Here is a 23,622-nt window from a genome sequence, read left to right as displayed (position 1 = left end):
CGGCCCCTTCGCCAGCGGATCATTGCCTGGTCTTTTCAGTGGCCGCAGCCGACGCCCGGCGGCGTGCCCGTGTCGACTGGCCCTCGGCCGGCGGCGTCTCGATTTCCCTCGCCGGCTTTGTAACCTGCAGCCCGGCCCGGCGCGCGTTAAGGCCCATCCCGGTATCCATGGTCACCAGCCGGACCGGTTTGCCTGCGAGGGTCTGCACCGCGACAGCGCGATCGATGATCTCCGCGTCCGGGTCGGAAAGCGGACGATGGGCGGGATCGTCGTAGAACATCCGCAGCTGCACCGCTCCGCGCGGCATCTCCCCACGCTCGGCCACCTCTTCCCCGTCGTTGTCCTTGAGGCGGATCATCACCGTGCCGTACGGGTCAGGCAACAGCTTGTCGACAACGGCCAGCGTCACTGCGGCCCGATAGCGGGACTTCTGGTTCCCTGACTCTTTGAGCCGGTCGAACTCCCGGATCACCACTTCGGGAAGCACGAGCAGGACATCCTCGATCCCAACGCCAAGTTCGTCTGCCCACGGGATGCTCGCGATGACCGCCGCCGGGTCGTCGTCTTGAGCCCATGCGGGGTGGGACAGGAACACGCTGCTGTCCACAACCGCCAAGACCTTGCCCTCCGTCGCCGTCCAGGTGCCGATCTGCTCCTGGAGCGTCTCGAAAGCCGAGGTGAGCGCGGCCTGGCGTTCGGAAATCTCGACTTCGAGCAGCTGGAAGCCCTGCGGCGTACCCATCAGCACCGGATCGACAAGCCGGTAGAAGGCTGGCGTAAACAGGAGCTGGTCCAAGTCGGAACGGGCGATTTGGCCACGCAGCATCCGGCCGACGTTCAGTACCCACCGCACGTAGCCATCCTGTTTGCCATGGTTGTTGCTGATCTCGATAGAGGCAGACCGGAGCAATTCAAGGACGCAACCGCGGTCAACGCCAGGGGTCAGGGTGACGAGCATGCCGAAATCCTGGCAGGGCCGACCTGTCACCGACATCCGTTTACGGCCGCAATCCGCCGACACCAAACGGAAGCCGTCGTAGCGCGGCAGCCCGCTCGTCATCTACTGCCGGGGCAGCATGCCGCAGGTGATCGACCACGGAAGTACCTACCAGAATCAGTGTCTTGCCAAGGCGTACCGAGGTCAGGAAGCTGACCTACTGTGAGCCTTTTCCAAGCTGATCTTGCAGCTCAGGGCGGGTGCGGCGAGCTCGGAGATCGATGAGGGCGAGGCTCCAGGTAAGACAGCAGTCGACCAAGATCCGATGCCCCGACCGGGAGCCTCGCCTGGGCTGTCTTACCCCTCCACGATCCCGCTGTCCAGTCGAACCCTGAACCACTCGCCGATCTCATCCGCCAGCACCGTAACCAGCATCGATCCCGGTGGCGGCGTCTTGGTCCGGGCCGACAGGCACTGCTCGCCCTGGCCCACCTGCGCAACGGTGACACCTACACCGGCTCGCCGCCGGGTTCGCCGTCGGTGTCGCCACCGCCTGGCGTACCGCCTCAACTCACCCTGGCAGACAGGGGCCACGCCGCGCAGGTTAAGGATCAAGCTGCCAGCGAAGGGTGCAGGCCTCCCAGCGGCCGGAGCAACTTTGGAGTGGCCAAGATGTCGCCTTACATATGCCGTGACGAGCCCGCTAGACCGGTGTCAGTATTCCGACAGGCGAGCTTCTCGGTGGCAGTCATTCCCGGTGGGCCACTACTATCCAACGACGATTAAGGCCCCGCCCCTCGGATGCCATGCGCGCCTCCGCGGCCCTTGGTTTCCGTGACTCCGAGGAGTCAAATGCCCCTCAAGGATTTCGTCACCACAACGCCACGTACGCTGCCAGTATTGATTCTGGCGGATGTAAGCGGCAGCATGGCGCACGAATCGAAGATCGAAACACTCAACCGGAGCATCGGGGAAATGATCCGGTCGTTCACCGAGCTGCGTGAGGCAACCTACGTGATCACCGTTGCGGTGATCACCTTCGGGGGTGTCGCCCGGATCCACCAGCCGTTCACCCCGGCTGGCAGCCTCGAATGGCGCGACATGCCCGCCGAGGGGCCGACTCCGCTCGGCCGGGCCCTCGGCATCGCCGGTGAACTGCTGGAGGACCGGGCGCAGGTGCCGGGCCGCTCTGCCAAGCCGGTGTTGGTCCTCGCCTCCGACGGTCGACCCACCGACGACTGGGAAGGCGCCATGGAGCAACTGCTCGGGGCGCCTAGAGCCAGGAAGGCGACCAGATTCGCGGTGGCCATCGGCAACGACGTCGACGAGGAAGCGATGGACGTGCTCGAACGGTTCGCCACCGCCGGCGCCGAGGGAGTGGTCCGCGCGGAGAACGCCCACCGTATCGTCGAGTTCTTCGACTGGCTGACAATGAGCGTCAGCCAGCAGGCGACCGGCGGCGAGGTCGACTTCCGGCCGCCGCCACTCGCCGACCGCTCGGCCGACATCGTCATCGACTGACGTGGGGACGGGACCAAACACTCGAACCTGGTTCGGCGCCTCGGTCTGCGGGCCGGCGCACCGCCGGCACCATGTCGCGAAGCAGGACGCCTGGTGGGGAATCGCCGGGCGGTTCGGCTCGCTGGTCGTCGTCGCCGACGGGCTAGGGTCCCGGCCGCACAGCCGACTCGGCGCGGTCGCGGTGTGCCGGGCGGCCCACCGGGCCGTGCGGGGACTCGCCGACCACGAGGTCCCAGACCCCTCGCGCCTCTTCGCGCGCATCGAGACGAACTGGTGCGTCGAGCTGGCCCACCGGGACCCGGCCGAGTGCAGCACCACGGTGATGCTCTCCCTCGTCCACCGCTCCGGAGGCGTGCTGGTGGGCCAGGTCGGCGACGGACTGATCGCCTTCGGCTCCGGGCACGCCACCGAACGGCTGGTGACCGAGCGGACCGGCTTCGGCAACGAGACCGACGCCTTGGGTCTGCCCGGCCGCCGGCCGCTATGGCGCAGCCGGTGGCTGCCGTCGCCTCCCAGCGGATTCCGGGTGTTGCTGGCCACCGACGGAGTGGCCGACGACCTCCGCCCGGAGTCGCTCGGCCAGTTCATCGATCACCTGGAACAGGAGTTCAGGCCGCTGCCACCCCCGGAACGGCACCGTCGCCTCGTCGCCGAATTGCGCGCCTGGCCGACGCCCGGCCACTTCGACGACAAGACGCTGGCCCTGCACTGGACGAATCGAGGTGTGCCCGCATGTCACTGACCCTTCCGGGCAAGGTCCGCACGGCGAGCGGCACCACACTGAAACTCGTCCGCGAGCTGGGGCGGGGCGGCCAGGGGTCGGTGTACGAGGTCGAGGGGGGTCGGCACGCGGTCAAAGTGCTCCGGGAAGCGTCGTCCGAGCGGGCTGCCGAATGGGCGGGACGACTGAAGGCGCTCCGCCGCCTGCCACTCGACGGGCTGTCGGTCGCCAGCCCGATCGACACCCTCGCACCACCACACGTCGGGTACGTGATGGACCTGCTCGACGGCCTCACCCCGCTGAGCAGGTTGACCTCCGTTCCGGCAGGGTCCCGTGCGGTCGAGCACTACCGCGACACCGGCGGGCTCAGGCGACGGCTCAGCCTGCTCGCCCGGCTCGCCGATGTGCTCGCCGCACTGCACGCCCGGGGCCTCGTCTACCAGGATCCGTCGCCGAGCAACATCTTCGTTTCCGAGCTGCTCGATCGCGACCAGGTGTGGCTCATCGACACCGACAACGTCTCCTTCGCCGGCGCCCGGGGGCGCCCTGTCTACACCCGCCGGTACTCGGCCCCGGAGCTGCGTCCCGACGCGGGCCGCTGGGCGGACAGCCTCAGCGACATCTTCGCCTTCGCGGTCGTCGCCTTCGAGCTGCTCACCCTGGACCACCCCTTTGTAGGCGACGAACTCTACGAGGATGACGAGGAGACAGAGGCAGAGGCCTTGAACGGCTCCCACCCCTGGGTCGACCATCCGACCGACCGTTCCAACGTGTCGACTAGGGGAATCCAACCGCGCGGCCTAGTGCTCTCTCCCGCTCTGGAGAGCATGTTCCGGGCGACCTTCGTGGACGGGCTGCGGCGCCGCGACCGGAGACCCGGCGCCGGGCGATGGGCTGACGCCCTGCGCGACGCCGGCACGTCCGTCGTGCCCTGCCCGGCGTGTGGCCTGACGTACCACCTCGACCTGTCGGTGGAGCGTTGCCCATGGTGCGACGAGGCTCCCCGCCCGCCCACCCTGCACGTCCGGCTGCTGCTCGATCTTCCCGACGGCATGACACCGGACCACTCCCGGCCACCCGTCGCTGACCGGGGTGAGCTGGTCACCGTCCAGGGCGACGAACTCCGCGTGTCGCGCGGCTTCGTGCTCGGCCGAGTGGCCGACCCCGACCGGCTAATGCTCCAGCTCCGCTGGGAGGGCGACCACATGAAGATCGGCAACTACGCCGGCCAGGCGATCGAGCTCGTCGCTCCAGACGGCAGTAAGTTCCACACGTTGCCGCATAAGAGGGTGGCAAGCATCCGGGCCGGCAGGGCAGGCGAGATGTGGAGCCTCCGGCTCGCCCGGCTGGGCCGCCCGAACCGCTGGCTGTGCTTCGCGACGGACCCGGGGGGTCGACAGTGAGGCTCCAGGATCTCCAGTACGGCGCGACGACGAGCATCGTCCTGAAGCCGCTCGACCAGGCGCTCTCCGGCAACTCAGTCAAGATCGGTCACGAGGCGACGCTGCGCACGTCGCGGGCCAGCAGTGCGGCCATGCTCGTCGTAGACAAGGACGTCTGGCCGGTCGAGGGCCATGGACCGGCCGACCAAGACCACCTGGACGAGGTCCTCGACAGCGGCGGGGCACGGATCGCCTGGGTGAGCAGGGTCGGGGACGACACGATCACCGTACAGGTGCACCGTTTCGCCCATCACGTCCGGTGGGATCCGGACCTGGTGTTCGGCCTCGACGACCACAGCCTTCAGTCGTTGGCCCGGTTGCTGCCCGGTCGGCGGCGCGTCGACCAGACAGCGAAGTGGCTGGCCGACCAGTTCCTGGTCGCGGCCCCCGCCGGGACGGACCGCGCACCCCGGTTCCTCGCATCGGCAGCGCCCGAACGCGCGGTGAGCTTCGACCAGGGATTCCGACTGCACGGGTCGAGGATCATGGCGCATGTCGAGAACCGGGACGGTCGGCTACGGCTTCGTACGGTGCGGTGGGCCAACCGGGCCGACCGCACGGCTGTCGCCCTGACGCTGGTCGAGGCGAGCGCCTCGTTCCGTGACGAGACCTTCGCCGGCACCTTCCGGGAGCGGCACCACACCGAGTTCGCCGAGCTACTGAGCAGCGGCCGCCAGTACCTCAACCGCTGGGACGAATACAGCGAGAAGGAACGCCGGCAGGTCGTCGACCGGGCCTTCACCCTCGGCGTGTCGCGGTACCTCCAGGTGCGCCGGGTGGACAGCCGCACCTACCGCTTCCACCTCGATCCCGACGGCGGGCGAGAGTTCCTGTCCCGGCTCGGCGACGAGAACACCCTTGCCGCGTGCGACCGGGCGCCCGACGGCCTGCGCGACCACACGTTGAAACTGGAGGACCGGCCACCGGCGTTCGAGTTCAGCGGCGTGATCACGCAAATCAACCAGTCGGCCTGCACCATCTCCCTCCAGGCACCGCAGGGGCGGCAATTTACCCCTCCGCCGCCGACCGGGGATCTCTACCTGAGCCTGATTGGGGACCGGGTCCGGATCAACCGCCAGCGCAACGCCCGGAAACTAATCGAGGAGCTGCGCACCCCGATGCCCCAGCTCGGCCCGATCCTCGAGGGCCAGTTGCTGCTCGCACACTCCGCGCCCATGCGGATGATCCAGCCTCGAGAGCTCGCCGCCTTCCGGAAGTACCACGACTTCACCCCCAAGCAGGAGGACGCGGTCCGGATCGCACTCAACACTCCGGACATCGCGCTCATCCAAGGCCCGCCCGGGACCGGCAAGACCCGGGTGATCACCGCCATCCAGGAGTGCCTGGCGCAGCTTCGCAAGGAGGCCGGCAACGTCGGGCACAGCGTGCTGTTAACCAGCTTCCAGCACGACGCAGTCGACGAGGTTGTCCGGCGGACGGAGGTGCTCGGGCTGCCTGCGGTCAAGGTCACCGCGCGGCCACGGGAGGGCGACGACCGTGGCGTACGGGACTGGTGCGCCCGGAAATCGGCGGAACTCCGCGCGGAACTCCCCGCGGAGGGCCACCTGTTCCGCGCCGTCCGCACCGTCGAGGCGCTTGTCGTCGGGTACGGGCTACAGCCGCCGGCCCCGGAGCGCACCGCCGACCTGATCGCCCAGATCGACAACCTGGTTGGCGGCTACCTGCCCGTCGCGATCCGCGCACGCCTGATCTCCGCGCACGTCGAGTTGACGGACGCCAGCGGCGGGCCCCGCTTCACGGTGGACGATCTGGCGCCCCTGCGCCGGTCGATCGCGGCGATCCGCGTCGACCCAGTCGCGTTCGCCGATGACGGCCCGCACATGGCCCGGAGGGCCCTGCTACGACTCTCGGCTCAGCCAACCGTCCTCGCCGACGCGGACCGGGCGCTGCTGACGGAGGCAGCGGCCTTCGACAACGCCGGGCCACCGCCGTTCCTGGAACGTCTCGCTGACCTGCGGGACCGGCTGCTGGACCTCGCCACGCCGGTCACCGGCCCGGTGCAGGCCGTCCCCGACGACGATCTGGTCCGGTTGTTCAGCGACGTCGTCCGCGCCCTCCAGGAGCGCCTGATGTCCTCGGCCGACGGCGTCACCGCCGCGGTGACCGCCTTCGTCGACGAGTTGGAGAACGACCCGGACGGCGTCGCCGAGGCGATCCGCAACTTCACCAGCGTTCTCGCCAGCACCTGCCAGCAGGCCAGCTCCGGCACGATGGCCGACCACGTCCGAGGCCAGCAAATCCGGTTCGAGACCGTCATCGTCGACGAGGCCGCCCGGGCCAACCCGCTCGACCTGATGATCCCGCTCTGTCTGGCCAGCCGCCGGATCATCCTGGTAGGCGACCATCGACAGCTCCCCCACCTTCTCGAACCGGACATCGAGCGCGAGCTCGAGTCATCGGCGGAGGACGAGATGCTGTCGGCGCTCCGGCAGAGCATGTTCGAACGGCTCTTCCAGTATCTACGCTCCGCGAAGGCCAAAGGCCAGGCGGAGCGGGAGATCACCCTCGACACACAGTTCCGGATGCACCAGGTGCTTGGTGACTTCGTCAGCAACGCCTTCTACTCGGACGACACCGCACTCGACTCAGGCGCGGATAGCGCCGCGCTGCACCACGGCGTCGAGCGGTACGGCGACGCCGTGGCGATCTGGGCCGACCTGTCGCGCATCAGGCACGGCGGGGAGACCACTGGCCGCAGCAAGTCTCGCAAGGTGGAGGCGGACTGGATCGCCGGCGAGTTGATCAGGCTCAGCGGTGAGGTTTCCGCCGACCTGACCTTCGGTGTGGTCGCCTTCTACCGCGCGCAGGTGCAGGCCGTCTGGGCGGCGCTCGACGTTGTCGGGCTGGCCACCCGGAACGTGTCGGGGCACTACGAGGCGATCGGTGCCCTCGCCGGCCGGCTACACATCGGCACCGTCGACGCGTTTCAGGGGCGGGAGTTCGACGTGGTGCTTCTGTCGGTGACCCGAAGCAACGACCTACCCGGCGGCGAGCCGAGGACCAATCGCCGCAAGTACGGCCACCTCCTGCTCGCCAACCGGCTTTGCGTCGCGATGAGCAGGCAGAAGCGGCTGCTCATCGCGGTGGGCGACGCCGCCATGTTCGACGCCTCGGCCACCGGCGGCGAGGTCCGCGGACTGGTCGAGTTCCGGAGACTCTGCGAAGGGCGGTACGGCCGTGTCGTTCGCCCCTGACACACCAGTGCTTGAGTTGGGCGCCCTCCGGAAGGACCTTCCGCAGGGTGGCCGGTGGATACTGTGGCCGGCTTGGTGCTGGCGGGTGTTGGTGCCGGATCTGACCCGTCGGCGCCTAGACGCCTTCGCCCGGGTGGTCGCCCGGCTCTGTCAGGCAGGGGTCACCAGCCCGAGCGAGATGGCCCGGCTGACGAGGCTGCACCGCGACCTGTGCAACCAGATCCTGCTCATGTTGCAGCAGCAACGACTCATCAACGGCCGGGGCAACCTTACGGAGACGGGCCGGGCCATGCTGGCCGGCGAGAGCTCGGACACGTCGCAGACCCGGCTGGTGCATCTCTTCCAGGACCCCTTCGGCGCTCCGTCGCCCCATCGGTTGTGGCCGGCGCTGGTCGAAACCCTGGGTTACGCCCACGTCGACTACCGACGGGGTGGCCGGCCGCGGCTGCGGTTGGACACCCGTCGAGACTCACCCCCGGTGGAACCGGTCGTGGCGCAGGCGCGCCGTCTCGCCCCGCCGCCCCGGCCGAGCCCAGGGGAGGTCATCGCCGCGGCGCGTGCAGCGGCCACGGCCGGCGAACCCGACGGAGCGAGGCCCGAGAACGAGGCGTCGCCGCCGCCGATGGCTCAGGTCTCCCGGGTCTCCTTCATCGCCGAGCGGCCCGATCCGGTGTTGCTGGCCGGCTACCTGTACCTGCCCGACGACGCGGTCACCAGCGCCGACTGGGAGGTGCTCGATCCCTTCACGGGCTGGCCGAACGCCTGGCTCAAGGAATCGGTGCAGGCCCGGCTGGCCGACGACGGCACTCTGGCCGCCCTCGTCGCCGGGATCGAAGGCCAGCTCACCGACGAAGACGCCGAGAAGCGACGGGCGGAATACACCCGCCGGCGCGCGGAGGCGGCGGTGCGGATCGAGCGCCGGCTGGGCATCCGGATCCACGATCCGGGCCACCAGAAGATCCTCCAACTGCTAACCGAGGTGGAAGCCGACCTCGCCGAGGCTCGGCTGCTGGCCGATGTCGGCGGACGGTACCGGCAGACTGCGGTCAACAACCTTGGCAAGGTCCTCGAACACGTCTTCGCCACGGTCCGCGACGCGTATCCGCTCGCGGAGAACCTCCTCCGCCAGCTCCGCGATCCCGTCCTGGGCCCGAAGGCGCTCAGAGCCGCCATCGATCGGGCACGTGAGCTGTCGGAAATCAGTGGACAGGTCCCAGACGGAATGCGGAAACAGGACGGCGACCAGGTTGCCCGCGCCGCTCGTGGGCACCTGCCATCGCTCCGCCCATTGCTGGTCGCGGTGCTGCTCGCCAGCGCCGAGCACCCAGACCATCCCTTACGCAGCAGCATCCGGCACCGCCCCGACCTCCTCGACCAGCTTGACGGCACGACCCAGCTGCGCAACCAGGGTTCCCACGGCGAGGACCGAGAGCCCACGGCGCACGAGGCCGACGACGTACTCGACCTGGCCTACTGGACCGTTTCTCACTTTCTCTTCCAGCAGACGACAGCGAGTAGGGGCCTGGATGTCTCGACGTAAGAACGGCGGCATACCCCAACAGACGAACCCAAAGGCGGACAGCCTCCTGCGGGACGTCCGACGGGGAGGCCGGGACGGGGCCGCGGTGGCGGACCGGGAAGGGGTTACGCCTGAGTTGCCGCCACCCGTACCCGTGGACCTCCCGCTGAGTCGGGCCCAGGAGGCGTGGGTCGAGGCACAGCAGTTGGCGGATCTGTACCGCAAGGCCCGGCAGCAGATCGACGAAGAGCTCGCGAGGGTCGCCGACCGGCGAGACGAACTCGACGCGGAGGCGAAGCGGATCGCCGACGCGAATGAAGCGGCGGCAGACGCACGGAGAGCGGTCGACGCCGCCCGTGCCGAGCTGGACGAGGACCGTCGCCGGCACGCCGAGGCCGAGCGGCGGCTCGACGACCGCCGCGCGGAGCTGGACCGGCGGGAGAAGGAGCTGAACGCCCAGGCGTTGCAGGTCGAGCAGGGCCGCCTCGACGCCGAGGCCGGTTACCTCGAACAGGAACGCGCCCACCTGCACCGGCTAACCGAGCAGCGCGGTCAGTTGCTGGCGGACCTCACGGCGGAACGCCATCGGCTCCTGGCCGATGTCGAGCGGCGTCACGCGGAGCAGGAGGAGCAGTGGCGCCGCCGAGCGGCCGAACTTGATGCGGCGCGGGTCAAGACGGAAGCCGAGCTGGAGCAACGGCAGGCGGAGGCGGAGGCCCGGGAAAGGCAGTTCCGCGAGCGTGAGCGACAGTTGCGGGCGCTGGAGGAGAACCAGGAAGAGGACCGTGCCTACCTTCAACAGCGGGCGGAGCTGGCTGTCGCGGCTCAGCTCAGGCAGCTGGAACTGACCCGGGACCGGATTGCCAGGCAGTACGAGGTCGTGGAGGGGCACGCCCGTGACCTGCAACGACAGCTCGACGAGCGGAACGAGTCCCTCCGCCTCGCCGGGTTCGAATCACCCGAGCTGCTGCACCAGCGGGTACGTCACCTCACCGAGGAGAACGAACGGCTGATGCAGCGGGTCGCCACGGTGCCCGGCGCAGCCGACCCCGAACTGCTGGTCCAGCTCCAGCGCGAGCACGCCGAGTGCCCGGGGATTCGCGCCAGGCTGGAGTTCGACAACGCGAAGCTGCGCACCGAACAGAACGCGTACCGGATCGCCAACACGGAGCTGGAGGAGCTGCGCGAGCACCGCGACGCGCTCCAGCACTCCGTCGACAGGCACAAGGAGTTGCTGGCTCAGACCCAGGTCGAGCTGGACAAGCTGGTCAGCAGTACGCACGGGGTCAATCCGTTCCCGGGCCTGACAGAGCTGGATGACAATCCGGACCTTCAGCAGGAACGGAGGGCCACCGACAACTCGCCGGACCTCACCGACCTGGTCGCCTACGCCCAGCAACGCATCCTGGCAGACGAGACAAATCGACGCGGCAGCACGCCGCTGGCGTACCGTGCACGAGACATCCGTTGCCTACTCGGCGGCATGGCCATGAGCAGGCTGCACATCCTCCAGGGCATCAGCGGGATCGGCAAGACCACGTTCCCCAAGGCGTTCGCCAGGGCGATCGGCGCCGACTTCGCGGTCATCGAGGTGCAGGCCGGATGGCGTGACCGGCAGGACCTCATCGGCCATCTGAACGCCTTTGAACGCCGGTACTACGAGACCGCATTCACAAAGGCGATCTACCAGGCCGCCTGCCCTGCCCACCGGAACCGCCCGTTCTTCATCATCCTCGACGAGATGAACCTGGCCCACCCCGAACAGTACTTCGCCGATGTGCTCTCCGGGCTGGAGAACGTGGGTTCGCGGTTCCGGCTCCAGCTCACCAGCCACCAAATGGAGCCCAGGCCACGGCTGCTCGATGTGGACAAGGGCATCTACCTGCCGATTCCCGATAATGTATGGTTCTTCGGGACGTCGAACCACGACGAGACGACCGTGCAGTTCGCCGACAAGACGTACGACCGTGCACACGTCATCGAACTGCCCACCACACCACCCTCGCTGACGCCGCGGAAGGTCCCGCCCCGGGAGGCGATCTCCCGCCGGGCCCTAGTCAGGAGCTTCGGCAACGCGGGCCGTGACCACCATGACGCGCAGGAGCAGGTGGTCTCCTTCCTCCGGGAACATCTCGCCCGTACCCTCGCCAGTGATTTCAAGATCGGTTGGGGGCCTCGGCTCGAACAGCAGGTCAGGGACTTCGCTCCGGTCGTGGTGGCTGCCGGTGGGTCACCCGGCGAGGCCGCCGACCACATCCTCGCCACTCGGATCCTGCGACGGCTACGCGGCCGCTACGACCTGCGACCGGAGAAGCTCCAGGAACTGCGTGACCTCATCGACGAGGGCTGGCCCCAGCTCGGCGCGACCCAGGTCGACGGCGAGGACGGTCCGGTCACCACGCGGGCGCTGCTCGACGAACTCATCGAAGCAGGGGCCTGAGGATCCGTGGCGCACGAGTTCTGGGACCGGGTAACCGGAGCGCGGGCCGGGCGACTACCGGCCCGCCCGCTGCTCGGCCGCTACCAGCTGACAGTGCCCGGCAAGGTCAACGGGCACGACGCCGGGCCACACACGCCCGTCACTCCGACGGGTTCCGGCCGCTGGTCGGTCCGCATGTTCGGCAGCGTCAGCGAGGGGTACTTCTCCCGCGATGCGCTGCCCGACCGGGCGTTAGCGGCGCGCACCGTCGCCATCGCCAATGCCCTGGGCGCCGCCGCCCACGAATCTCCGGCCGAGCCAGGTTCGCCTGATGAGACGGCCTACGAGCGCTGGGTCGCCGTGCCACCGTTGGCCACCGACCTCATCGCCCAACTGCGTGGGGTGAGCGACGACCCAGTGGACTTACTGGAGCAGGCCATCGACGCCGACCTGGGCCGCCTGGAAGCCGTGTGCCAGCGCCCCGAGACGAGGCTCCGCCCCGAGACGAGCGTCGTTCTCCTCTCGCGCACCCGTCGGATGGCCCAGGATGCCATCACCTACCTCGCCGCACACACCGAGGACTGGCAGCGACGGTCCGTCACCGGAGTGTTCCCCCGACGCCTCCGGGCGATCCACAATGACCCGGACCCGGACCTGTACGAGAATCAGGCCGCAGTCCAGCTGGTTGACCACCTGATCGCGTTCCTCGAGTGGCGGCGGCAGAAGCTGGAGGCGACCAGCAGCGTCCTGGCCGACCTCGAAGAGCTCGCCGGCCAGCTCAGGGACCGGCCCTGGCGTACCGGACACCGGCTCGCCCGGCTCGTCGGTGAGTTCGCCAACCACCTGGATCTCAACGACGACGTGCGACGTCTCCTGGGGCGCACCCGGGAGCACCGCCGACGGCTCGGCCGGCTGCTCACCTCTCGGCTATACCGGGACCGCCGGGTGAGCCGGCGTACAGAGTTCTCCTCGGACCTCCGACAGACCAACATGTTCATCCACCACGAGGACTACCGCCGCGTGGCGGCGCTGTGGCGGGCCTGGGCGCGGGTCAGGCGCGAGGTAGGGCTTCACTTCTCGATCGCGCCCCGCGCATTCTGCAACAGCTACGACCAATTCGTCGCACTGCTCGTCGCCAGGTCGTTGGACACCCTCGGCTACCAGACCACCACTGCCGATGCCCCGACCACCGGCGGACCGGACATCTACTACACGGGGCCGGGTGACGACACAGTCGTACTGCGCATCAGGACTGACGGCAGCGTAGAGGTGAACCGGAACGACCGCCCGTTGCTGGTCTGCGTACCGCTGCCGCACCCGCTCACCGCCAACGGCGCCCCGGACCTGCTCGCATTCGTCGACGAACTGGACCAGACCCGCACCCACGCCGACGCGCCGCGCGTCGTCGTTTACCCGGGTACCCGCCAGGAGCTTCAGGCGCTACCCCCGCGCCTGCGCGCCCGCGCCGACACCGTCGGCAACGACCTGCCAGGCGGCCCGGGCATCGGGCTGCTGCCGGCGACCCCGACCGAGATCGACAGCGTGGAACGCATGACGCGGGCTCTTCAGTGGGCCCGGATCGCGTCGGACGCCGCCCAATACCCGCCCCGGGTCCACTGCCCCAAGGACCTGCTCGGCGAGCTGGCGGCCGCGGGCGAGAGGTGGCTAAGCGCCACCACGGACGAGCGGCACCTCGCTTTGGAACGCCCACCGACCCAGGCGGAGCGGATGGTTCTGCGCGACCGGGTCGCCCGCTGGCGCGCGCAGCGCGTACCTCCGAGCAGGCGCCGGGAACACCACATCGCCGCGGATGCCCTCAACGAGGCCGTCGAAGCCGCGTTGGTGCGCCTGCACCGACTGGCCCACTGTCCGGTGTGCGGCGCTGAGCTCGGGTCCCCTCGAGACTTCCACCCCAGATCGGGCACATTCGTCGCCACCTGCCGCAGGTGCCACAACGAATGGGGAACCCGATCGTGCGGCTCGTGCGGGACGAACTATCCGGTGATCCAGACAGGGAACCGGCAGGCGGTGAAAAGCCGCTCGGACGCGACGAGCGGCCCCGGCAACGAGGTGCTCGCGGTGCCGTGCTGGCAGGCCACCGTAACCGCGGCGTACATCTGCCCGAACTGTGGCAAATGCGGCGGATCGGCTTTGCGGTCCGGGCCAGAGTGTCAACGATGCCCGGACTCCGACGAATGGGAAATCAGGAGATGACCATGGGCGCGATCCAGCACGATGTCAAGCTGCGACGAATCCTGCGAGGCGAGGACCGGTGGGATGACGGATCGCCGTCGGACCAGGCGACGTCCTACTTCCTCAGCCAAATGCTCGACGAGGTGGTTACCCGCATCCGACGGGAGAATCCGGCCCTCACCCGCCCCGTGGACCTGCTGATCAGCATGAGCGGCTTTTCGCCGCTCACCACGATCCTCGCATATGAGCTGATCCGTCCCACCCGGCTACTCGTGATCTACTCGGCGCAGGCGGACGCGAGCATCGACTTCATCGGTAAGCACGTCGTCGGCGGCGGCCGCCTCCGGTACCAGGACTTCATGCATCGACCCGTGCAGCCGACCGATCCGCAGGGCGTGTACCGGGAGGTGAAGGACGTCCTGGCGAGATACGACACACCGGACGGGCGGAAGCTATCGGCGATTATCGACATAACCGGCGGCAAGAAGGTCATGAGCGCGGCAGCCGCCCTCGCCGCCTGGCAGCTGAACCTCGATCTCTGCTATATCGACGGAGAATACGACCCGGAGTTCCGTCGTGTCGTGCCGGGCGACGAACGACCGCTACTGCTGGCCAACCCGACCGCTCTCTTCGGAGAACAGGAGATGGCCGCAGCGCTGGAAACGTTTCGCAGCGGAGCGTTCGACAGCGCCCACGCCCAATATCACGACCTGTGCGAACAAATTGCCGAACCAACCCGCGCGCGTTTTATGCGCTCGGTCAGCGCCTTGTACCGCGCGTGGTGTGACCTCGATCTGTCGCGCCTGCAAGAGTGCATCAAGGCAGTCGACGTGGCACAGCAATCGGCTGAGCGTGAGCTGACCCATCAGACCAGCAAGACCATTGCTGATCAGTTAGATTTCCTCCGGGAGTTGACCACCGAACCACCGAATCCGGCAGCCCTTTTGGTCTGCTTCTTCGTACTAGGCAAACACTACCGAAAAATCGGGCGCCAGGACTTTGCCGCGTTGCTTTTCTATCGGACCATCGAGGGCTGCCTGGCGCGCCACCTTGAACTGACATCTCCGGGCTTCGCCTGCAAAAATCCCGACTACAGCCTCTTGGGTAGCTTGGATACCGTCGCCAACGGCTACCAGCGGGCACTACAGGCTACAGGGGGTCGACCCAGCAGCGAATTGCCATCAAGCATCAGCCTCATCCAGTCCGCCACCCTGCTCTACTCGCTCGGCGATGAGTTCGCAGCTAAAGCGAAGCTGAACACCCCCTCGGCGATCGCCAACCTGCGCGATCTAGCGGAGATTCGCAACAACTCGGTTCTCGCGCACGGATATCGCACAATCACCCCCGAACAGTCCGAGCGATTGCGCGGTCGAGCCGAGCACCTACTGTCGATATTCTGGCAGCTACACGGAACAGACACCGACGTCCGCGCACTATGCGGTCGACTACAGTTTATATCTAATGACCGATGAGTCTTCGTAACCACACGGCGCCCCTGCCGAAACCTTATCCGCCTATAGGAGCCGATGCATGGGAGGTACCGGATGTCCACAGCGGTCGCTAATTCGGGCTCTCGCGCGGCTGGCGATCGCCGCGGCATGGGTGACTGCGGTTAGAGCGAGGACCGCTGCCTCGCTTGTGGATTGTCGGTGGGGCTAGCGAGTGGGTGTGGTTGGCCGGTCATGGCGGCCAGGGCGGTGGCGACGGCGTGTAGGTCGGCCTTGATGTAGGTGGTGGTGGCTGGGCCGGTGCTGTCGGTGTGGCCAGCGTAGGCGCGGGCTACCCCGTAGCCGAAGTGGCGTTCCACCCAGGTGAGGGTGGTGTGGCGCAGCCAGTGGGTGGAGATGCCCTGGGCGGCGACCCAGGGCAGGCGTTCGCCGATGCGCTTCCAAAGGTGGTCGTAGCGGCGGCTGGTGAGCGCCGCGCCGTGGCGGAATCGCAGCAGGGCGTCGGTGGGTAGGACCGTGCCGCGGTGTCGGGCGTGGTCGCCAAGGCTCGCTGCCAGGTCCAGGGTTATGGGCTGCCAACGAAGGGTCCCGCCCTTTTCGGTGAGCCGGACCAGGCCGCGATCCTGGTCGAGATCCATCAGGCGCAGGGCGAGCGCGCCGCCGCGCCGGCAGGCGGTCTCGGTGTGCAGGCGCAGCAGGATGGCGTCGAGGACCACATCGTTGCCGCTGCTGCGAGCCGCCAGGTTGATCTCTTCCAACTCCTCGGGCGTCAACGCGCGTCGAGTACTGGGCAACCGTCGGGGCTTGCCCACCCGATGGGCCGGGCTTTCGGACGCGTCCAACAGACCATCGGTGATTGCCCGGTTGTAGATCGCCCGGATCGCAGCGATGACGTGCTCCCCGGCGTGCCGGCCGCCACGACCGTTGCGGCGCGGCCGAGCGACCGCGGCGGCCTGACGTTGCAGCGCCTCGATGTCCGTGGCAGCGATGCTATCCAGCCGACGATCGCCCCACCGTGCTGCGATCCGGCCCCAGTAGCTCCCATAGGTGCGGCGGGCGCCGGGACCGGCTGCGGCGATCACGCGGGGAAGGTATTCGGCGATGGTCGGCACCCGCGGCCGCTGCGCCTCCCGCAGGTCGGCCACGCTCACGCCGAGTTGGGCCAGCAACCGCTGCGCGTCCGCGATGCGCTGGGCATCAGCCATGGTCGCCGCCCGCAAGGCGAATGTGGTAGTCGGTCAGCAGCCGCGCCACCGTGTCGACCGGATGGACCACCAGAACCTGCTGGGACGGCGAAGCTGCCAGCAACACCGGCACACCGGGCAGCAGCCCGCACATCTGCCGGACCGCGGCAGGCACGCACAGCCCACCCCGGCCACGCATGACATGCCGACCGGTGGACGCCGAAGCGGCCACCAGCACACCCGCTACAACGCCGATATCGACCCGACTACCGGGCCGCCAACCCAACACGCCGAGCAGCTCACGGGCGGACAGCCGCCCGGACCGGTCCAGGCGGGCCATCCCCAGCGCCAGAAGACGGGGAGAAGACGGTCCTCGCCGCGATGGGCCGGCAGACTGAGCCTCGGCAACACCGGCAACGGCGCCGGAGCCCGGACAGGCCGCGTGATCTTGGGCGGCACCAGGGCGCCGATGAGCTGCTCACCACCGGACAGAGGTAGCCGAGATGGACTCATGTCCACCATCGTCGCGGGTCACCCCGGGTCAAACCCGACTTCCCCCAAACAACCAGCACAAGCAGCCGTCGGCGGGTATGGTGACCGGTCACGTAAAACGTGAATTTTCACCAAAACTGGTGTCCGAGGGGGGAGCTGAACACAAATTTGCAGCACCCATGCTCAGCATGGGTGCTCATGCCGTGATTTTAGCAGTGTGGCATCAGAGAGAAGGGCGCGTCGATGGCAACCCCCGACGCGGCGCTGAATCTCGGCAAGGGTGGGTCATCGAGGGGTGGCGAGTGACCATACGGTTCGCCCGCCAGCGATCCTCATCGAACTGCCCAGCCCACCGGACCCCGACGACCTCAACCCGCTGATCTGGCGCGACGCGGCGCGGAGGTCCGCCACCAGCACCACCGCCGAGCCGCCGTCGTTACAGACGTCCACGCCATCCCCACCAAAGCACGAAGGCGGTCACGCCGGTCGGCCATCCTGTTCCCGCAGCCAGTAAGCGGCGACCTCGCGGACCTCAGCGGCTGGGTCGTTGAGCGCCTCGCGCACGACGTTCGCGTGCCGGTGGGAGTCCTTGCGCCACCACAGCAGGGACAGGATTGCCAGCTTCCGCACGGTGGCGTCCGGGTCCTGGCTGACGGTCTGTCCGAGAAGCGGCAGGACCCGTCGGGCGACGGTGGCACCGAGACGTCGTTCGCCGAGTACGCACACCGCGTGCCGGCGGATGACGACGTGCGGCGAGGTCAGCCCGCGGATCGCTTCGTCCACCTCGTCGACGGTGATGTCGCAGTACCCCCGCCCCGGCTTGAGCTCTTCGGCCAGCGCCGGAGCGTACGCCGGCCAGCGCTCGATGACGTCCTGCAGGGGCCGGTAGTCCAACCGTGGTGTGGCGATCGCCTGGTTGCGGAAGCTGGTGTACGGTGCGGCGACGGCGGTGACCACGACCTCCCGCGGAAGGCGGTCGATCTTGTCCAGCACAAGGTCCAGCCGGCCCAGGCGCGCCAGCGCACAAGTAACCCACGACTGGTTCGGCCCCTCGCACCAGGTCAGTGCCGCGTGCAGCGCGCGCACGGTGTCGTCGTCGGGTTGGCCGATGTCGGCCAGCAGTTTGGCGGCCTTCCACGCCCGCTCCTTCTGAGCCAGCATGGGGATCAGGGCGGGAACCGCGGCCGGCCCGAGATCACGCAGCGCGACCTCGGCCTCCTCGCCACTCACCGGGCCGTCAACCGCCTCCAGCCGGGCGACGTAGTACGCGGCGCGTTCAGCCACCGGCAGCGCGCCGATCCGCGCCAGCTCGACCGCCCGCTGGTCGTACCCGGGAAAGTACCGGCTCACCTCGCCCTTGGTGAGGACGCGTTTGATCAGCACCTCGTGATACTCATCGTCGAGCAGCAACACCACGAAGTCCCGATCAGTGACCCCGCTCGTACGAAGGACTTCCCGGGACCGCTTACACACGCGGACGAGCATTGAAAGGTACCTGCGGAACGTCGCCTCCCACTGCCGCGTTGTCCCTCGGCAGGCCTCCGCGGTCAGTTGCCGCTCCCAATCTCGGGCCAGGTCTCCGGCAAGCCACTCGTCGTCGTAGTGGTCCCAGTCGGCTGCGCTCCACCGAACATCCGCCTGGTCCTCGACGGGAAGCTGCGCCAACGCCTCGACACTGTTCATCCCGAGGTTGGGTAGCGTGATCTGACCATCGGTCTCGCGGTAGACACCGTCCAGCACTGCGGCGTAGAACCGTTCGCCGGGATGTTCGGCGACGGCCGAACGAACGGCCTGCACCAACGCGTCCACCAGCGCACACTCGAAACCAGCCCAGTCCAACCCCACCGCCACCCCGCCATCCTGCCCCAGGCGACCTCTCCCCCGCCGGCGGCCAACCCCGCCCCTTCCATCCGCCGGAGACCCGCCTCATTGATGACGTCGTACATCGGATGGAACCCGCGCCGTCAGGGGCGATAGCGGTTGCTCGGGGTATCCAACCGGGCGAACCCGATACCGGTGGGGCCCTGATCTGATCTTGCATCGCCCCGAGACGCGGGGCAGCAGGCCCGCATGGAGCCAGTTAGAAGTCACGCCACTCGTCGAACCACTGGTCGGCCAGAAGCGCTGGCACTTCAGCCCGGGCGGCGAGTTCCATAAACACGTCGAAGGCTTCCTCTCGGCGCAGCGTGTCGATGATCTCGTACTTCTGGTCGATGCTGTTGAGCGCCTCAACCAACTTGCGCAAGGCCGCTTCAGCTTCGTCGGCGCGCCCACCGCGGTCCTGCAGAGGCTTGTCAATGGTGCGGACCGCGCTGGCGTATGCCTTGCAGGCGGCGGCTCCGCCACGGGCGTCGTCGTCGACCCAGTCCCGGAACGGGTTGTTCAGGTTGGCGGCCAGCCACGTGTCGGGCTTCGCGCCTTCGATGACCAGGCGTACTCCGGTGCCGCGGTACCGGGCCTTTAAAGCCGGCACGATCGATCGGCGTAGACCGCTGATGCTCAACTGCGTCAGCGACGGCAGCTCAGGCAGGGTGTCCGCGTCCAGGCCGTAGCCATCGACAAACTCGATAACAGCCAGATGGGTCAAACTGGCCAGGGCAGCGGCATCGACCAGCCGCCCCGGGGGCTTGCGCCAGAAGATCCGCAGGCTCTCCAATTCCTTCAGCTTCTCCACGGCGGCAGCGGACATGGTGCCGCTGCCGTCCAAGGCGACTTCTCGAACACCGTGCAGTCCGGCAGGAACCGTAGTTCCCGCGTCGGCGCCGGTCAGGGTGAGATGAAGCCATCGACCGTCGTCCGCCGCGTACACGACCAGTCCCCGGTCTTGTGACGCCAGCTCAAGGCCGTGCAGGCCACGGGACAGCCGCACCTCGCGAACATCCGCGCCAGCCAGCGACAGGTGTTGCAGACCGGTGTCGGTCAGATCGACGACTGGCGGGGCGTCCCGCCACGTCAGTGACGAGACAATCGAGTGGTCTGCCAACGCGCGGGCGAGGCCACGTTCCGGGCCGGCCCACGTCAACGCCGTGCAGCGGGGTAGCTGATCGAGAGCGGACCATTGCACCGGCCCGGACGAAGGCACCCGCATCGGCCCCTCACCGCTCAGGTCCAGTCGAGGCGTGGCCGCGCCGAGCGTCACCGGCCCGGCGCCGAAGTCGGCATCGGCCTGGCCCCGGGTGGCCGCCGCGCGGTAGGCGGACTTCACTGCCTCCGGTAACTCCCGGTCCCAGCGGCGCTGCCTAACCACATCGTCGGCAAGTGACTGCCAACCCGAGTACGTGTTCGACAACGCCGGCACACCCTCCGGAACGGGCAGGGTTCCGATCCAGGTGAACCCCGGCGGCACCGCATGCCAGCTGCCAATCGACACGTGAGCAAGGCGCCCGTCGTGGGCATGATGATCAAGTTTCAGCGGCTCAACGCCGCGCAGCTCGCCCAGGCCCGGCCGATCTACCGAGTGCCAACGCAGCGCATACACCGACGTCACACGGCCTTCGACACCGGTGACCTGGCATGCCCCAAATCCACCGTCTGACAACCGCATCACGGCGACATCGCCGGATCGCACCGCTCGATCAACCACCCAGCGAAGCTACCCGACCGCGACGACCACGTGCTCCCGCAGCCTGCGCGCCGAAGGTGAGCCTTCTGCGGACGGCGCGGGGCGAGGCGCCGATGGTGTTTCGCCGTGCGGACGGCGACGATGAGGCCGGAGGCGGCGGTGAGCGCGGCGACGAATCAGACCCCGACGCGTAGGCCGAACAGGTCGGCGGTGATGCCGGCGACGAGCGCGCCGATCGGGTAGTTGGAGTCGCGCCACAGTCGGAAGACGCCAGCGGCGCGGGCGCGCCAGGCGCAGGCATGGGTGACAACCTTCGCTGGCGCGGCGCTCAAGGTCTGGAGTACGGCAATGCGCGGACACCGCTGGATATCTCGGCTGCGCAGGCGGTGACGATCTGCGTAGAGTGTCGCGACATCAGCGTGTAGCTCAGTCAGTAGAGCACCGGGCTGCAATCCCGGAGGGCGCGGGGGCAGGGCCCGCCACGCTGGCGTGAGCGACAACGACATCCGCGTCAGCGCCGGCTATCCCCTGGGCCAGCTGGCGCGTGCCCTGACGACCGCCCGGAGGCACGAGAACGAGGCCACCCGCGAGCGGGCCGAGCTGCGGGTACGCCGCTGGCAGCGAATCGTGGACGGGATGGCTGAGGGACGGCTGGACATCGGGTCACGCATCCTGCTCCCAGGGAAACTCCGACCGCCCAGCCTGATTCCAGCGGCCCGGTCCGACAACCACGCTCGCCTCCATCCGACGCAGGGTAACCGCCGTCCATCCTGACAGTTGAGGACCAACGAGTTGTACCGGGCATCCGGTCAATCCGATCCCCTCTCCCGCCGCAGCTCATCGTGCGCCACCGGCGTCCGAGTGGCACCTGCAACGGCAGCGCCTAACCCCGCCTCTCAAGCTGGCCCACCCCAGATGGTGGATCACCTCGCGGCGCTACCGGCCGCTGGGCGGCCGGGCGGCGGCCGGCTGCGACGGGACGCCTTCGCTCGGCGAGGGCCGAATTCACCCGGGAGACCTGGCCCGGCCGGCCTGCGTCGGCGGGCCGCTGGCCGTGCTGTGCGCGGGCAGGGCCGGCCGTGGTGCCGAGCCACCAGTCACCGCCAGCTGATCAGTGCCGGATGCCTGGTGTTGTCACGGACCTGCTTCACCAGTTTGGCGCTGCCCATCGGAGATCCAGCTGCCCAGTGGTCGCATCAGCCAGCGCGCAACCCGGATTTCCAGGGCCATGCCGTCGAGGTTTGGTCCGCTCAAAACTCCAGTATCCATATGGTGCTGGGGCTCTGGTATTGGGCCGAGCAGCGCTTGGCCCGGCTCGAATCGCGGGTTGCGGCTCGCTCGTGGCTGGCGAGGCGGCTGCCAAGAGCAGGACCGTTCGAGGCGCTGCCCGCGGAAGGCGGCATCCTCATCTCGGTATCGTCACCGGGACAATTGCCGCGAATCGGCAGCGATATACGTCCGGCTGTGTTCAGCGGTAGTGGTTGCCACCCGACCGGCGGTAGACGAGTGCGTGCCCATCGCTTCGGGGGTGGCCTCGATACGCGAGGATTGTGGGATGTCTGACCCTGCCGCCCGCCTTGTGCCACACATCGTGGCGCTAGTTGACCACGTCCGACATGTGGACCTCTCCATCGAGGCGCACCCCCACAGCAGCTACGGCCACATGGGTGCCGTTCTCGTCGATGCAATTCTGCAGGCTGGGATGCGATACGAGACGGTTAACGCCCGGGCACGTCGGTTTCGCTCCGACCAGCCAGGCGCGGATACAACACGCGGTCTGTTGGCGCTCGGCGGCCCCGACCGCCTACGTGAGATTCTCAAGTGGCCCGGCAGGAAGCCGGAGCGCATCCATCGACTTGCGCTCCACCTGGCCGACCATGGTGTGAACACCGTCGACCAACTTGCGGTCTTCCTGAGTAGCCCCGAGAACGTCACCGGGCTCCGTTCGGTAAACGGTGTCGGTCCGAAGACTGCAGACTACCTCTGCATCCTCGCTGGCAAGTCGACGACAGCAGTCGACGTTCATCTTCGTTCGTTTGCTTCCGAGGCCGGGGTTCCGCCTCTCTCATACGCCGATCTGCATAGCTGTTACCTGGCGGCCGCTGACCGCCTTGACGTAGGTCCTCGGGACCTAGACCATGCGGTGTGGAGGTATGTCTCCGGCCGCGCGATACAGTGATCGCCGTGAGGCCGCATCTGACACCCCACGGGGTGACGACAAGTGCAGAGGGTTAGCACCCCGATGGCAGGGCATACAGATGGGCCAATGAGCGAGTTCGTCTACCCAGTCAATGAGAACGACCCAGAAGAGTGGGGATACGACGACCCTGTACTCGACACGTTTCGAGCCGTCCGGCCAGGCGACGTCGCCGATTGGCACCTGGGCAGCAGCTTCCGCCGGATGCGGGCCGGCGACACAATCTGGGTATATGCAAGCGTCCCCTACTCTCGGATCGTCGCACGCGGCATTGCCACTGATGATCCTCGCTGGTCAGAAGACGGCAATCACTGGCGGATCTACATCCAGTGGGATACGCAGACGACCAGGCACCTCCTCTCCGCCACGACGCCACCCGAGGTCCTCTCGTCTTCACCGCGGACCGTACGCAGGCTCGACTTGGATGAGATCAGCCGTATCCAGGCCTGGCTCGATGCCTTACAGGCACCGCGACCACAGGTACTGCCGAAGGCCCGCATACGGCGACTTCAGCAGGTACTGGACCGGCAAGGCCAACCGGCATTCCGGGCCGAACTCATGAAGGCCTACGGTGGACGGTGCGCGATCAGCGGATGCGACGTCAGCCACGTGCTCCAGGCCGCGCACATCGATCCAGTCGCTCATGGCGGTCGCGACCACGTCAGCAACGGCCTATTTACGGCAGCCGCCATTGGTTAGTTGACCAGGGCGTATTCGCGGCTGAGTCGGGTGCGTTGGTGGAACCAGCGTGAGCGGGCTTGGTGACGGCGGC

General features: G+C 68.0%; 16 protein-coding genes, 1 tRNA gene and 1 pseudogene. 12 read left to right on the top strand and 6 right to left on the bottom strand.

What is annotated here, in order from left to right:
• Window positions 1-19: 19 nt before the first annotated feature.
• The gene (locus ACFYM6_RS34260) at window positions 20-1,060 is read right to left on the bottom strand and encodes a PIN domain-containing protein (protein WP_387281624.1); all 1,041 of its coding nucleotides are present in this window, start codon (window positions 1,058-1,060) and stop codon (window positions 20-22) included.
• Window positions 1,061-1,262: 202 nt separating this feature from the next.
• Here ACFYM6_RS34260 and ACFYM6_RS34255 point away from each other — a divergent pair.
• From ACFYM6_RS34255 to ACFYM6_RS34215, 9 genes and pseudogenes are all read left to right on the top strand, one after another.
• A pseudogene (locus tag ACFYM6_RS34255) lies at window positions 1,263-1,497 on the top strand (transposase family protein); the annotation flags it as partial.
• Window positions 1,498-1,789: 292 nt separating this feature from the next.
• Complete coding sequence (locus tag ACFYM6_RS34250; protein WP_387281623.1) at window positions 1,790-2,458, top strand: VWA domain-containing protein; 669 nt, start codon at window positions 1,790-1,792, stop codon at window positions 2,456-2,458.
• A gap of 1 nt (window position 2,459) precedes the next feature.
• Complete coding sequence (locus ACFYM6_RS34245; protein WP_387281622.1) at window positions 2,460-3,200, top strand: PP2C family serine/threonine-protein phosphatase; 741 nt, start codon at window positions 2,460-2,462, stop codon at window positions 3,198-3,200.
• Window positions 3,191-4,582, top strand: a complete 1,392-nt coding sequence (locus ACFYM6_RS34240) for a hypothetical protein (RefSeq protein ID WP_387281621.1) — start codon at window positions 3,191-3,193, stop codon at window positions 4,580-4,582. The genes ACFYM6_RS34245 and ACFYM6_RS34240 overlap by 10 nt, the downstream gene beginning before the upstream one ends.
• Window positions 4,579-7,836: a DEAD/DEAH box helicase gene (locus tag ACFYM6_RS34235; RefSeq protein WP_387281620.1), complete on the top strand. Its 3,258-nt coding sequence runs from the start codon at window positions 4,579-4,581 to the stop codon at window positions 7,834-7,836. The genes ACFYM6_RS34240 and ACFYM6_RS34235 overlap by 4 nt, the downstream gene beginning before the upstream one ends.
• A 490-nt stretch (window positions 7,837-8,326) precedes the next feature.
• Window positions 8,327-9,376 (top strand): hypothetical protein, encoded by a 1,050-nt coding sequence (locus ACFYM6_RS34230; RefSeq protein ID WP_387281619.1) that lies wholly within the window; start codon window positions 8,327-8,329, stop codon window positions 9,374-9,376.
• 133 nt (window positions 9,377-9,509) lie between these two features.
• Window positions 9,510-11,795 (top strand): AAA family ATPase, encoded by a 2,286-nt coding sequence (locus tag ACFYM6_RS34225; RefSeq protein WP_387281618.1) that lies wholly within the window; start codon window positions 9,510-9,512, stop codon window positions 11,793-11,795.
• 6 nt (window positions 11,796-11,801) lie between these two features.
• Window positions 11,802-13,988 carry a TFIIB-type zinc finger domain-containing protein gene (locus tag ACFYM6_RS34220; protein WP_387281617.1) on the top strand — a complete coding sequence of 729 codons (2,187 nt, stop codon included), beginning with the start codon at window positions 11,802-11,804 and terminating at the stop codon, window positions 13,986-13,988.
• 2 nt (window positions 13,989-13,990) lie between these two features.
• Window positions 13,991-15,439, top strand: coding sequence for a TIGR02710 family CRISPR-associated CARF protein (locus tag ACFYM6_RS34215; protein ID WP_387281616.1), 1,449 nt, complete (start codon window positions 13,991-13,993; stop codon window positions 15,437-15,439).
• A 140-nt stretch (window positions 15,440-15,579) separates the two neighbouring features.
• Here ACFYM6_RS34215 and ACFYM6_RS34210 read toward each other — a convergent pair whose 3' ends face one another.
• The 5 genes from ACFYM6_RS34210 to ACFYM6_RS34190 form a co-directional block, all read right to left on the bottom strand.
• Window positions 15,580-16,620, bottom strand: coding sequence for a tyrosine-type recombinase/integrase (locus tag ACFYM6_RS34210; protein ID WP_387281615.1), 1,041 nt, complete (start codon window positions 16,618-16,620; stop codon window positions 15,580-15,582).
• Window positions 16,613-16,939, bottom strand: a complete 327-nt coding sequence (locus ACFYM6_RS34205) for a hypothetical protein (RefSeq protein ID WP_387281614.1) — start codon at window positions 16,937-16,939, stop codon at window positions 16,613-16,615. Before ACFYM6_RS34205 ends, ACFYM6_RS34210 begins: the two co-directional genes overlap by 8 nt.
• A gap of 629 nt (window positions 16,940-17,568) precedes the next feature.
• Window positions 17,569-18,942 carry a DUF4303 domain-containing protein gene (locus tag ACFYM6_RS34200; protein ID WP_387281613.1) on the bottom strand — a complete coding sequence of 458 codons (1,374 nt, stop codon included), beginning with the start codon at window positions 18,940-18,942 and terminating at the stop codon, window positions 17,569-17,571.
• A 229-nt stretch (window positions 18,943-19,171) separates the two neighbouring features.
• Window positions 19,172-20,674 (bottom strand): hypothetical protein, encoded by a 1,503-nt coding sequence (locus ACFYM6_RS34195; protein ID WP_387281612.1) that lies wholly within the window; start codon window positions 20,672-20,674, stop codon window positions 19,172-19,174.
• Between the two features lie 155 nt (window positions 20,675-20,829).
• Entirely contained in the window at window positions 20,830-20,985 is a 156-nt protein-coding gene (locus tag ACFYM6_RS34190; RefSeq protein WP_387281611.1) for a hypothetical protein, read from the bottom strand.
• Between the two features lie 83 nt (window positions 20,986-21,068).
• On the opposite strand from ACFYM6_RS34190, the gene ACFYM6_RS34185 reads away from it, so the two are divergent.
• The 3 genes from ACFYM6_RS34185 (at window position 21,069) to ACFYM6_RS34175 (ending at window position 23,549) form a co-directional block, all read left to right on the top strand.
• A tRNA-Cys gene (locus ACFYM6_RS34185) sits at window positions 21,069-21,141 on the top strand.
• Between the two features lie 1,067 nt (window positions 21,142-22,208).
• A complete protein-coding gene (locus ACFYM6_RS34180) occupies window positions 22,209-22,832 on the top strand; it encodes a hypothetical protein (protein WP_387281610.1) in 624 nt (207 codons plus the stop codon).
• 87 nt (window positions 22,833-22,919) lie between these two features.
• Window positions 22,920-23,549: a hypothetical protein gene (locus ACFYM6_RS34175; protein WP_387281609.1), complete on the top strand. Its 630-nt coding sequence runs from the start codon at window positions 22,920-22,922 to the stop codon at window positions 23,547-23,549.
• The last annotated feature ends 73 nt before the right edge of the window (window positions 23,550-23,622 follow it).

The organism is Micromonospora sp. NPDC006431 (assembly GCF_042870725.1).
Taxonomy (GTDB): Bacteria; Actinomycetota; Actinomycetes; order Mycobacteriales; family Micromonosporaceae; genus Micromonospora.
This window is presented reverse-complemented; position numbering and strand designations above follow the sequence as displayed.

Bases quoted from the DNA above. Each gene is read 5' to 3' on its own strand.
- ACFYM6_RS34260 (WP_387281624.1), bottom strand. From the start codon at position 1,060: ATGACGAGCGGGCTGCCGCGCTACGACGGCTTCCGTTTGGTGTCGGCG.
- ACFYM6_RS34250 (WP_387281623.1), top strand. From the start codon at position 1,790: ATGCCCCTCAAGGATTTCGTCACCACAACGCCACGTACGCTGCCAGTA.
- ACFYM6_RS34240 (WP_387281621.1), top strand. From the start codon at position 3,191: ATGTCACTGACCCTTCCGGGCAAGGTCCGCACGGCGAGCGGCACCACA.
- ACFYM6_RS34215 (WP_387281616.1), top strand. From the start codon at position 13,991: ATGGGCGCGATCCAGCACGATGTCAAGCTGCGACGAATCCTGCGAGGC.
- ACFYM6_RS34210 (WP_387281615.1), bottom strand. From the start codon at position 16,620: ATGGCTGATGCCCAGCGCATCGCGGACGCGCAGCGGTTGCTGGCCCAA.
- ACFYM6_RS34205 (WP_387281614.1), bottom strand. From the start codon at position 16,939: ATGGCCCGCCTGGACCGGTCCGGGCGGCTGTCCGCCCGTGAGCTGCTC.
- ACFYM6_RS34180 (WP_387281610.1), top strand. From the start codon at position 22,209: ATGTCTGACCCTGCCGCCCGCCTTGTGCCACACATCGTGGCGCTAGTT.
- ACFYM6_RS34175 (WP_387281609.1), top strand. From the start codon at position 22,920: ATGAGCGAGTTCGTCTACCCAGTCAATGAGAACGACCCAGAAGAGTGG.